A 12201-nucleotide genomic window follows, 5' to 3' on the forward strand; every position below is an offset into this window, starting at 1 on the left:
CCTCCATACATGCTTCCTTGATCTCCAACCCCGCCACACCCACATCCAACGCCAACCCCACATACGTCCCCTTGCCCAAAAACCTCGACGTCTCGGCAATGCTGCGAATCCGCTGCGTGTAGCCCACGATTTCACTCTTGTGCAGATAACTCTTGGTGGAAATACCCAGTACTTTTTTCAGTGACTTATTGGTTTTCAGGCTCGTGCCAAATCGCGCCGCACCTTGAAGTTGAGTATCCAAGCGCCGGAACAACATCTGCCGCTTCTGGATAAACGCTTTCTTATTCAAGGCTCCATCCTTGAGTTGTTGATGCAAACGCTCAATTTCTTCCAGAGTGCGCTGAACCTCGTCCAGGTGTCGCCCCCAGGCCGCCGTCGAACTGCCGACTCCCACCGAGCTATAAGCCAATAAACTCTGGAATAGATCATAGTTATTGATCACCGCCGCCCCAGCCGAGGCATCCAACTCCAGATTGCGCTGAATCTCCTGGGCATGGCGCATCAACCATGCATCATCAGTAGTGCAAGCCACAGCGTAGGCATCGGGAACGATCACCATCTGCCCCGGCGTCACCAGGCTTGCCTGACGCAAATGCAGGTTCAACGCGTCGAATTGATCGGAGAGTTGCCCACTGGCCCCGGTCAGTAACCGGGATTTCAAACTGAGGTAGTCCGTGGTGCGGTCATTGATGTATCCCTGCGCCATCACTTACATCCCTGATGTAATGGATATGGCGCAGGAATATAGGCAGGCGAACACGGCCCGGACACAGGGTTGGAACAGCTGAAATTACATTTGGGAAATCACCTACCTGGCAGGTAATCAAGGCCTACAAAAAATCGTCGGACTCAATACCCCGTCATCTCCAGATACCCCACCCCACCCTGAAATTTCACCGGCCCTTCCCAGTAAGGAATGCTCAGGTTCATCCAGGCCTTTGGGTTGACCGCTTCCGTGGTGATATCCAGATGTTTGCCCGGGATCTTCAATGACCACTGGGTGGGAATGCTGCGCCCATCAATGGCAGTCGTGCCCAGCGGCGTCAGTTGAATATCCTGGTTGTGCAGGGTCTGTGTGTGGCCCTCTTTGTCGATCCAGGTGCCGGTCAGGTAGGACGGTCCGTCTGTCTGCCGCACCCGAAACAGCATCAGCTGCTCGCCGCTGTCCAGGTGCAGGGAGAACCAGTCCCAGCCAGTCTGGCTGGCGGTCAGGGGCTGGCTGCTCCATTCGCGATCGAGCCAGGCGTTGCCGGTGACTTGGTAAGATTTTCCATCGATGGTCACGCGGCCATCTGCCTGGAAAAACGGCTGGCTGTAGTAGTACGACGCCTGGCCCTGGTCGGACTTGCGGCTGTAGCCGTTATCCCCCTGGAGCACCAGCGGGCGGCTGGAGGTCAGGTGCAGGTCGTAGTTGAAATGCTCGCCTGCAGCCTTGAGTTGCATGTCCGCCAGGGGGCTGGCTGCACCGGGGCGGGTGGCGAAATTCCAGTCATCGATCCAGGCATTGAACGGCACCGCCTGGGCCCCCGCCTGCCCCACGCCGCCGCGGGCGTAGCGTTCGCTGGCGTAATGGCGGGTGGCCGAGGTGACGGCGGCGTGGCCGAGCCAGATCGTCGAGTCGTGCCAGCCGGGTTGTGTCGGGCCGGCCTTGAGTGCGTTGCGAAACAGCGTCCATTGCACGCCGTAGGCATTGCCCTCGGCATCCTTCAGGTTGGCGGTGAGGTACCACCATTCGATGCGATAGCCGTCATGGGGGCCATGGTCCTGGGGAAAGCTGAAGACCTTGCCGGGCACCACCTGGGCAAAGTCCGCGGCCTGGCTGCCCAGTCCGGCGAAGCTTTCTTCAGGTGCAGGTGGTTTGTCGCAGGCGCCCAGCAGCAGGAACGTCGCCCATAACAGGTACTTAATCTTCATTGGCAAAGGTCCTCAGCAAATCCGCCGGGCGACTGCGGTACAGCTGCCACAACGGCCAGGCCGAAGCCAGCAAGGTGGCCAGCATCGCCAGGCCCAGCAGTTGCGCCAGTTGCCCCGGGAACACCTGCAACGGCAGGCGCCAGCCGAAGGCCTGGACGTTGATCACCACGTCCAGGCACCACGCCAGCAGCAAGCCCAGCGGCAACGCCAGCACCAGGGTCAGCACCGCCAGCAGCCAGGTCTGGCCGAGGTTGAGCAGCATCAATTGGCGTCGTGTCACGCCCAGCGCCCACAGCGGGGCCAACTGGCCAAGACGGCTTTGGCTCTGGGTCAGCAGGCTGATGAACAACGCCACGCCGGCGACGCCCAGGGTCAGGCTGTTAAGGGCGGCGGTGGCGGCAAAAGTTCGTTCGAATACCTGGCTCGACCAGCCCTTGAGCTGCTGCTGGTCGACGATGCGGCTGTCTTCGAGGGCAAACCGTTCCTGTACTGCACGCACCAGCGGCGGCACGTTGCCCGGCAAAACCCGCAGGTTGAAACGCGCCGGCGACAATCCCGGCCAGTGCTGCAACAGGTGCCGCGAATTCACCAGCAAGTGGCCCTTGGGGTTGCCGTAGTCGGCATAAATCCCCACGACCTTCGGCGACCATGGACCTTGGGGCGTGGGGATGCTGACCACATCGCCCAGCCGCACCTTGAGCCGGCGTGCCATTTGCTCACTGAGCATCAGGCTGTCGTCCTGCAACAACTGGCTCCATGGGTTCGCCGCCGCTTCCAGCAGCGGCCAATGCTGGCGATAAGTAGGGTCGTCGACCACGCCGAACAGGTCAGCCGGCCACCCCTGCAACTGCACCGCAACCTGCCAGGTCGGCAGCACTGTCTGCACCAGGGGCTGCTGTACCAGCCAGGTTTGCAGCGCCTCGGCCTGGGCCGGGTTTTGCGGGTTGAGGTACAACTCGGCGGTCAGGCGTTGTTCCAGCCAGTTGTTGAAGGTCTGGCGAAAGCCCGAGGTCATCGAGCCCGCGCCGATATTGGCGGCCAACGCCAGCAGCAAGGCCATCAGCGCCAGGCTCAGGGCCGGCAACTGCTGGCGGCAATCGGCGAGAAACCATTGCCCCAGCACCGAACGGCTGCGCCCCAATACCGCCTTGAGCACGCCATTGAGCACCACCGGCAAGCCCAGCGCAGCGCCCAGCAACAAGGCCGCCATCAATACAAAACCACTGGCCAGGCTGTCGCCAAATACCAGTGCCAACAGCGCAACCAGTAAGGCCGAACCCGCCACCCAGCCCTGGCGTCGCAGCCAGCGCCCATGGGCCTGGTGCCAGGCCTGGGCATTGGCCAGCGCCAACAACGGCAAACGCGCCGCCCGCCACAGGCTGCTGGCCCCGGCGAGCAACGCGCCGAGCAAACCCAGGCCCAGGCCACTGAGCCACCACAGCGGGCTGAGGCTCAGTTGGCCGGGCAACTCGGCGCCATACAGGCCGCGCAAGCTGGCGGCTACATCCGGCAGCAACAGGCTGGCAAGCAAGTACCCGCTGGCCACGCCCGCCAGGCCACCCAGCACGGCCAGGCCACCGAGTTCCACCGCCAGGCTGAGGATCAGCATCCGCGCACTGACCCCGCACGCCCGCAAGGTTCGCAGCAGGCCGCGCCGCTGCTCCAGCGCCAGGCCGATGGCGGCATGCACGATAAACAGGCCCACCACAAAGGACAGAAAGCCCAGCGCATCGAGGTTCAGATGGAAGCTTTCAGTGAGGCGCGCGAGGTTGTTTTCCTCGGCCTGCTTGAGCTGCAGTTGCGCGCCCAGTTCCGGCGGCAGAGCGGGATGCGCGGCGGCAAAGGCCTTGTCCAGCAGCAACCGCGACAGGCGTTGGGGCATGTCCAGCAGCGGTTGGGCGAAGCCGATATCGGTCAGTAAGACGCCGGGGGCCATGTCCGCTTGAACACGCAGCGGCGGCAGCACCAGCCCGGCAGCTGTCAGCGGCTGGTCGCCCTCTTTCAGGCCCAGAGACTGCAAGGTCTGCGGCGCGATCCAGGTGCGTCCCGGCGGGTTGAAGAACGCGACCATCTGCGCCCGGTCCAGGGTCTGCCCGGCCAGCGCGCCACCGCCGGGCAACGACACCGGGTCGATGCCCATCACTTGCAGGCGCTGGTCTTCATGGCCCTTGAGCTGCACGCGGCCCTGCACCACCGGCGACACCGGCCACCCGGCGCGGCGCAGGTCGGCAAACAGCGCCTGGGGGAAGCTGGCACCGTCCGGCGCACTGAGGCTGGCCTGGGGTTCGCCGCCGATCAGCTGGCTGGCCCGCGCGTAGCTGTCCCGCGCCTGGCTGTTGAGGGCTTGCACGCCGGTCAACAGCGCGGTGGCCAGCCACAGGCCAGTGAGCACACTGAAGAATTGCACAGGGTGGCGACGCCAATGGCTGAGCAGCGCGCGCAGTGTCCAATAGAAGACCCGCATGTCAGCGGGCGCCCGCAGCGAGTACCTGGCCGCGGTGCAACACCACCTGCTGGTCAAGGCGCGCCGCGATGCGCGGGCTGTGGGTGACCATCAGCAAGCTGGTGGGGCTGTCCCGCAGCAGGTCCAGCAGCAGTTGCAGCACTTCGTCGCTGGTGCCTTCGTCGAGGTTGCCGGTGGGTTCGTCCGCCAGCAGCAAGCCGGGGCGCGATGCCAGGGCTCGCCCTACCGCTACCCGTTGCTGCTGGCCGCCGGACAGTTGTTCGGGGTAACGCTTGAGCAAGTCACCCAGGCCGAGTCGCTCCACAAGCTGCGCTTGCCACGCCGGATCGAGGCGCCCGGCCAGGCGCGCCTGGAAGGCCAGGTTGTCTTCGACCCGCAGGCTGCCGATCAGGTTGAACTGCTGGAACACCAGGCCGATCTCGGTGCGACGCCAGTGGGCCAGTTGCGCCTCACTCATCTGGTCCAGGCGCTGGTCGCCGACCTGGATGCTGCCACGGTCGACCTGGTCGAGCCCGGCCACCAAATGCAGCAGCGTGCTTTTGCCACTGCCCGACTCACCCATCAACGCCAGGCTGCTGCGCGCTCCCAGGTACAGGTCGACACCCGCCAGCACGGCCAACGGCCCCTGCGGCGTGCCATAACTCTTGAATACCCCTTGTACCTGCAGCATCACCCCTCCCCACAAGCTTCTGGACTTAAGCCGGAGAATAACGGTTGTCACATTTTTATGTCACAACCATGGGCAAAAGGAGCGCCCCATGACCCCCTGCAAATTTTTCACATCGATTTCACCCGGCTGCCACCTGCTGCACTTTAAATTGCCGTCCATGGGCAGATAACAGGCTGGTTATTTCAAACGCCCGTTAGTGCAAGTGAACAATTTTTTATATCGGTATGTTCAGCAAAAAGACAGCGCCCCTGTGACACGCTTTTGCATATTCCTGCATCAGCGCTACTCACTTGGCGCCTGCCTAACTTGCCGCTGCCAGTTACCGGATTAACGCCTGGAAGTTACCAATGGTGAATAGTGTGGTTGACCTGACCCTGAGCAAGTCTCGCTCGCGCTGGGCATTTGTAAAACAGCTGAACAAACTGTGGCTGGGCGTGGCAGGTATCGTGATGATTAGCCTGGCAGTAACGGCGTTCATCTGGTGGCCAAGATCGCCGCTGGACCTGGGCGTGGGCCACCGCCTGCTCACCTCCGGAACCCTGGAAGCCTGGCGTAACGGAGACCTGGTGGTGCTGGTCCGCCATGAGGAACGCTGTGACCGCTCCAACAACCCTTGCCTGGGCCCGTCAGACGGCCTGACCACGCTCGGCTCGTTGTCTGCCAGTGCCGTGGGCAAGGCCTTCCAGACCCTGGGCATGGAAAACACCGACGTACTGAGCAGCCCCACTACCCGTACCGCGCAGACCTCGCTTTTCATGTTCGGCAAGGCCGAATTGTCACCCGGGCCCCTGGCCATCTGCGGCCCTGCCATCGGCGAGGAACTGCGCCCGCATAAACACGCGGACCGCAACCTGCTGGTGGTCACCCACAGCGCCTGCATCAGCGACTTCGAGGAGGCATTGGGCTACTCACACGCTGCCCATGCTGAATACGGCAGTGCATTGTTTGTAAAGCTGCTGCCCGATGGCAAGTTCAAGGCGCTGGGTATTTTGAATAGTAAGGACTGGGCCGCCGTGCTTAAACAACTTTAGAACACTTCTTAACATTTAATCATTCAAGTTCGTTCAGCAAAAAGACAGCCAGACCGTGGCATCGTCTATGGTTTTAATTGATTTTTTTAGAAAAATTATTAGCTCACTAACTTTTCACAAGTTAACAACATGACGATGACCTTCGATGACTTATTGGACGCCACACGTTTAACGAGCTTGACTGGGGCACAGGGATATTCAGTTTCGCCCCCCCACTAACAGACTGTTTAAGGAATAACGTTCTGTGCCGCATTTCTACCCGACCACGACCACCTTCCACCCCTCGCGCATGGCTGATCCAGCGCTCGCGCTGATTCACCGTCAATACCGCTTGAGAGTGCAATAGCCATGACCCGCCTTAAACCATTGCCCGTATTACTACTGGCATTCGTGATGTTCTATCTACTGCCACTGGGCCTGCATGGCCTATGGATTCCTGACGAAACCCGCTACGCCCAGATCAGCCAGGAAATGCTCATGAGCGGCAACTGGGTGGCACCGCACTTCATGGGCGTGCGCTATTTCGAAAAACCCGCAGCCGGCTACTGGCTCATTGCACTGGGCCAGGCGTTGTTCGGTGAAAACCTGTTCGGCGTGCGCATCGCTTCCGCCCTGACCACCGGCCTGAGCGTCGTGCTCGCCTACCTGATCGCCCGCCGGCTGTGGAACGACCCGCGCAAGAGCTTCGCCTGCGCGCTGCTCTACATGAGTTTCGGCCTGGTGGCCGGGCAAGCCGGTTATTCCAACCTGGATCCGCAATTCACCTTTTGGGTCAACCTGAGCCTGGCGGCGCTGTGGTTTGCCCTCGACAGCTCCACCCCCCGTGCCCGCCTCGCCAGCTGGACGTTGTTGGGTGTGGCCTGCGGCATGGGTTTCATGACCAAGGGTTTCCTGGCGTGGTTGCTGCCGGTGCTGATCGCCCTGCCTTACATGCTCTGGCAACGTCGCCTGGGGGAACTGCTGCGCTACGGGCCGCTGGCGATTCTGGTGGCGGCCGTGGTGTGCCTGCCCTGGGCGCTGACGATCCACCTGCAGGAACCGGACTACTGGCGTTTCTTCTTCTGGCACGAGCACATCCGCCGGTTCGCCTCCGACAATGCCCAGCATGCACGTCCCTGGTGGTTCTACCTGCCGCTGATGGTGGTGTCGTGCCTGCCATGGGCGGCGCTGCTGCCGGCGACACTGTGCAAGGCCTGGAAGGAAAAGCGCCAACCGGCCATCGTCTTCCTGGCGCTGTGGTTGCTGCTGCCCCTGGGCTTTTTCAGCCTGAGCAACGGCAAGCTGCCGACCTACATCATGCCGTGCCTGCTGCCGCTGGCGCTGCTGATGGGCCATGCGTTGATCGACCTGCTGGCCAACGCCCGCACCCGCGCGCTGCGCGTCAATGGCCTGCTCAACCTGGGCATCGGCCTCGCGGCGATGGTGACGCTGATCTACCTGCAAATCGACCGGCCGTTGTACGGCAACAGCCACAGCGAGATGTTCAACCTGTCCCTGACGTTCATCGTGCTGATGGGCTGGATGCTCGCCAACCTGCTTCAGGCCTTCCGCCCACTGGCGCTGTGGGCGATGCCGGCGTTGGGCATTGGCCTGCTGGTGGCGCTGTTGCCCGCCGGCATGCCGGCGGTGGTCGAAGATAACCAGATGCCTGACCAGTTCGTGCTCCAGCACCTGGACGAGCTCCAAAAGACCCAAGCGCTGCTGAGCAACGAACTGGAATCGGCGTCGGCCCTGGCATGGCGCCTGCGCCGGCCCGAAGTGACGCTCTACAACACTGAAGGCGAACTACGCTACGGCCTGCAATACGCCGACTCGATGCACCGCAAGGTGGATCTGGACAGCGTTCAAGCCTGGCTCAAGCAGGCGCGCCAGCAAGGTTCGGTGGGCGTGCTGATGCGGGTCAGGAGCACCAGCGAAATGCGCGAAGCCGGCCAGCTGCCGTTGGGGGGCAAGCGTTATTACAAGGGTGACCTGGAGATCATCATCTACCCGCCATTGCCGTAACACAGCGGCACTAATGTGGGGTGACCCATTAAACACTCATCCCACATCGGAACCGCTCCATGACCTTCTGGAAAACCGAACGCGGCGCCCTGCTGCTGCTCCTGGGCGTGTCGGCCCTGATCCTACTGCTGGGCCTGGGCGCCCGCGACCTGTGGGGCCCGGAAACCCGCTGGGCGAACATCACCCTGCAGATGCTGCAAAGCGGCGACTACTTCGACCCGTACCTCAAGGGCACCCCGTACTACGACAAACCCTTGCCGTCGTATTGGCTGATCACCGGGTTTGCCAACCTGATGGGCGGCCTGGGGCCGTGGTCGTTGCGCTTGTCATCGGTGATCTCGGCGTGGCTGAGCATCTGGCTGGTGTACCTGATCGGCGAGCAACTGTTCCGCAAAGGCACCGGCCTGATTGCCGGCTGGATGCTCGCGACCACCTTCTACTTCCTCTTCTGGGCCCGGGTGGCCACGGCGGACGTGCTGACCGTATGCGGCGTGCTCGCCGCCGTCTGGTGGTATTGGCGCGGGCCGGACGATACGCGGCTGGGGCGCTACACGGTGTTCTTCCTGTTACTGGCGGCGACATCACTGTTCAAGGGTTTGATCGGCTTTGTACTGCCGGGCCTGGTGCTGTTGCCGCACTTGCTCAGCGAACAGCGCTACAAACGCCACCTCAACCTGCGGCTGGTGCTGGCCGTGATCATTGCCGGGGCGTTCTACGCGATCCCGTTTGTGCTGTCCCACCTCTACGGCGCACCGACCTACGGTGCAAGCGGCCTGGAACTGGTGTTCCGGGAAAACGTGGTGCGCTTCTTCGACCCGTTCGACCATATGGGTCCGATCTACACCTACCTGATCTACCTGCCGGCCTACACCTTGCCCTGGGCGCCGTGCTGGGTGCTGGGCCTGTGGCTCGCCGTGCGGCATTGGCGCGACACCCCGCCCAACACCCGCTGGCTGGTGTGGGGGCTGGGCCTGCTGTTTGTGTTCTTCACCGCCAGTGGCAGCCGGCGCAGTTACTACGTGCTGCCGCTGGTGCCGTTCGCGCAGTTGCTGGCGGCGTGGTGGGTCAGTGAGCGTATCGCCCGCAAAGGCACGGTCGGCCGGGGTTGGTACCGTGGGTTCGGCATCGCTGCGGGGGTGATGCTGTTGGTACTCGGGGTGGTGTATCCGTGGACCAATGGCAATGGCGGCGTGACCCGTTTCGCCGAGGACGTTCAAGCGCAAGCAGTGAAAAGCGCGCCATGGAACGCGTGGCAGATGGTGATGGTGGAAGTCGACAACAAGGTACCGATGTACCTGCAAAATCACGGGACGCCGTTCTACTACGTTGCCGAAACCCAGGACTTCCCGCGCCAGGGCGACAGTGCGGCGTTCATGGGCTGGCTGGAAAAAACCAGCGGCCGCACCTTTGATCCCAAGCGCACAATTATTGTCGCGCAGTCCACCAAGGATGACCCGACGCCGCTGGCCTACCTGGGCAACGATCATCAGGTCATCACTACCCAGCCGGACAATGGTGAACGGTTGTTCCACAAGCGTGACGGTGGCAGCGTGGCATTTGTGCCCAACGCCGCGCCGTAGCACTGGCGGCATGGGGCGGGCATTGCTAGTGTGGCGCGCTTAAGCCACCGTCCGAGCCCGGCCCGCCATGCCCTACTCTTTCCCCGCAGTTGCCGCCCTGAGCCTGATCGTGCTCGCCACGCCGGTAGCGGCAGACACGCCGATGCCGGCCAACATGGTTTACCTGCGCAGCCTCGACCCGAGCATCGCCCAGGACATTCGCTACGCCAGCCCCCACAACTTCACCGGAGCGCCGCTGGACGGCTACAACGCAGCCGAATGCGTGCTGTCTGCCGACGCGGCAAAGGCACTGGTACGGGTCCAGGCCGAGTTGGCCAGGCAGGGTTACGGCTTGAAGGTCTTCGACTGCTATCGTCCCAGCCGTGCCGTGGCGAACATGGGCCGCTTCGCCAGCCTGCCGGGGGATCCGGCCAAGGCCGAGTTCTACCCCCGGGTGAACAAGCAGGATTTCTGGCGCCTGGGCTATGTGGCCAAGGTTTCCAACCACTCCCGGGGGGCGGCAGTGGACGTGACCCTGACCGGCCCCGATGCACTGCCAGCCCAGGCCTGGAACGCCGACACCGCGGCGGTGGATTGCGCCGCCGGTTACGGTCGACGCTTGCCCGATGGCGGCCTGGACATGGGCACCGGTTTTGATTGCTTCGACGAAATGGCCCACACCAACAGCTCCCACATCAGCCAGGCGGCACGCCAGAATCGCCAACGGTTGAGCGCTGCGATGGCCAAGGAAGGCTTTACCGGTTATGCCGGCGAATGGTGGCACTTCACCTACAGCCGCAATCCGGTGCGGGCCGAGCCGATGGACTTCCCTATCGAACCGCAGCGGTAACATCACAACACAGCTTCAGCTTGATAAAGCCCGGGGCAAAAACTAGCGTTTGAGGTTTCCCTCTTTTCAAGGACTGAACGACGTTGAACACGCTCATCAAAACCTGCGCGGCGCTGCTGACGCTGCTTTCAAACGTGGCACTCGCGCAAATCCCCGACGACAGCCGGCAACTGATCGTGGTCACCACCCCGGACTGGAACGCCCTCCAGGGCACCGCACAACGCTATGAGCGGCATGGGCAAGGCTTTGAGAAAGTCGGCGAACCCTTTGCCATCGTGGTCGGTAAAAACGGCATGGCGTGGGGCACCGGCCTTACGACGCCCACCCCCGACCAGCAGCCCCTCAAGCATGAAGGCGATGGCAAGGCCCCGGCCGGCATCTTCAAACTCGGCGGTGCCTTCGGCTACGCTCCCACCGCTGACACCCGCTTGCCTTACGCGGCCAGTACCGCCACCCGCGAATGCGTGGATGACAGCCAGTCCAGCCATTACAACACCCTGGTGGACAGCTCGGCGGTGAACAAGGACTGGACCAGTTCCGAGCGGATGCTGCGCAAGGACCAGCTGTACCGCCAGGGGATTTTTGTCGAGCACAACACACCGGCTTTGGCCAACGGCGGCTCGTGTATTTTCCTGCATATCTGGCGCAGCGTCAGTTCGGGAACATTGGGCTGCACGGCGATGGACCCGGTGAATATCCAGGCGTTGTTTGCCTGGCTGGACCCGCGAGAAAACCCGCTGCTGGTGCAACTGCCCGCCGCGCAGTACGACCTCTACCGTGAGCGCTGGAAACTGCCGTCCCGCTGAGCTGACAGCAGGCGCTGAAATGCGGCCAATACCTCATCGGGTTTTTCCAGCATGAGTTGGTGGCCGCATTCGGGCAACAACTGATACTCGGCATTGGGCAAATGCCGGGCGAGTGCTTCGCCGCCGCTGGCCGGGGTCAGGCCGTCGGTGTCGCCGGCCAGCACACTCACGGGCAGGGTCAGGGTGAGCAGTGCATTGGCGTCTGGCCATTGGACGTTTTTCATCAGGGCCTTGAACATGTACAGCGGGTTGCGCTCGGTGAGTTTTTCTTCGTAGGCGACCAGTGCGGGGTCGGCCTTGGCGTTCCATGCGGCCTGGCGGAAACCTTTGGCCAGCAGTGGGCGCAGCCATTCCAGGAGCCATGCGGGTAGACGCATCAGGCCGCCGCTCCGGCTGATGCTGTGGAGTCGGGTGCCCAGCAGCAATACGGCTTCGATGGGGATCGCGGGTTTGGCCAGCAAGGCGCTCAGGGTCAGGCCAGTGCCGAAGGAGTGGGCGACGATGAGGTTGCGGGAACCGCCGTAGCGCTTGAGGATTTCCAGGTAGTCGGCGACCAGTTCGGGCCAGGCGTAGGCCTCTGGGTTGCGGGGTTTTGCGCTGGCGCCGTGACCGAGCAGGTCCCAGGCGACCAGACTGTAGCCTTGGGTTTTCAGGGATTGCCATTGGTGGCGCCACTGGTCCTTGTTGCCGCCGGCGCCGTGGCAGAAGAACACTACCGTGTCGGGTTGGGTGGTGCCCGCGTGATGGGTGATGCTCAGGTGACGGTTGGGGCGGATTTCCAGTGGTTGGCCCTGGATCACTGGCAGTTCGGTGAAAGAGGTCGGCATGGAGGTTTCTCAATAAGTGAAAGGATTGAGTGTGGTGTAGCAACAGCAAAATCAAAGGTGGACACGATCCAAATGT

At 62.5% G+C, this 12201-nt stretch carries 10 protein-coding genes; 5 read left to right on the forward strand and 5 right to left on the reverse strand.

The genetic code is table 11. The features are described from left to right. The 4 genes from HX869_RS27955 to HX869_RS27970 all read right to left on the reverse strand — a co-directional run. Nucleotides 1-706, reverse strand: a 706-nt coding sequence (locus HX869_RS27955) for a hypothetical protein (protein ID WP_178903981.1), incomplete at its 3' end; no start/stop codon positions are given. A 143-nt stretch (nt 707-849) separates the two neighbouring features. Further along, nucleotides 850-1914, reverse strand: coding sequence for a lipocalin-like domain-containing protein (locus HX869_RS27960; protein ID WP_178903982.1), 1065 nt, complete (start codon nt 1912-1914; stop codon nt 850-852). Then, nucleotides 1904-4378, reverse strand: a complete 2475-nt coding sequence (locus HX869_RS27965; protein ID WP_178903983.1) for an FtsX-like permease family protein — start codon at nt 4376-4378, stop codon at nt 1904-1906. Before HX869_RS27965 ends, HX869_RS27960 begins: the two co-directional genes overlap by 11 nt. 1 nt (nt 4379) lies before the next feature. Continuing rightward, nucleotides 4380-5048, reverse strand: a complete 669-nt coding sequence (locus HX869_RS27970; protein ID WP_178903984.1) for an ABC transporter ATP-binding protein — start codon at nt 5046-5048, stop codon at nt 4380-4382. Between the two features lie 347 nt (nt 5049-5395). On the opposite strand from HX869_RS27970, the gene HX869_RS27975 reads away from it, so the two are divergent. The 5 genes from HX869_RS27975 to HX869_RS27995 all read left to right on the forward strand — a co-directional run bounded on the left by HX869_RS27975 (nt 5396) and on the right by HX869_RS27995 (nt 11298). Next, nucleotides 5396-6079 carry a histidine phosphatase family protein gene (locus HX869_RS27975; protein WP_178903985.1) on the forward strand — a complete coding sequence of 228 codons (684 nt, stop codon included), beginning with the start codon at nt 5396-5398 and terminating at the stop codon, nt 6077-6079. 348 nt (nt 6080-6427) lie between these two features. Further along, nucleotides 6428-8083 carry a lipid IV(A) 4-amino-4-deoxy-L-arabinosyltransferase gene (gene arnT / locus HX869_RS27980; RefSeq protein ID WP_178903986.1) on the forward strand — a complete coding sequence of 552 codons (1656 nt, stop codon included), beginning with the start codon at nt 6428-6430 and terminating at the stop codon, nt 8081-8083. Nucleotides 8084-8142: 59 nt separating this feature from the next. Further along, a complete protein-coding gene (locus HX869_RS27985; RefSeq protein WP_178903987.1) occupies nt 8143-9663 on the forward strand; it encodes a glycosyltransferase family 39 protein in 1521 nt (506 codons plus the stop codon). Nucleotides 9664-9730: 67 nt separating this feature from the next. Then, nucleotides 9731-10492, forward strand: a complete 762-nt coding sequence (locus tag HX869_RS27990; protein WP_178903988.1) for a M15 family metallopeptidase — start codon at nt 9731-9733, stop codon at nt 10490-10492. Between the two features lie 83 nt (nt 10493-10575). Then, nucleotides 10576-11298, forward strand: a complete 723-nt coding sequence (locus HX869_RS27995; RefSeq protein ID WP_177123623.1) for a L,D-transpeptidase — start codon at nt 10576-10578, stop codon at nt 11296-11298. On the opposite strand, the gene HX869_RS28000 is transcribed toward HX869_RS27995, so the two are convergent. Next, nucleotides 11265-12125 carry an alpha/beta fold hydrolase gene (locus HX869_RS28000; protein WP_177022660.1) on the reverse strand — a complete coding sequence of 287 codons (861 nt, stop codon included), beginning with the start codon at nt 12123-12125 and terminating at the stop codon, nt 11265-11267. The genes HX869_RS27995 and HX869_RS28000 overlap by 34 nt on opposite strands. Between the last annotated feature and the right edge of the window lie 76 nt (nt 12126-12201).

Source organism: Pseudomonas sp. P7779, assembly GCF_013386315.1.
In the GTDB taxonomy this organism is placed as follows: domain Bacteria; phylum Pseudomonadota; class Gammaproteobacteria; order Pseudomonadales; family Pseudomonadaceae; genus Aquipseudomonas.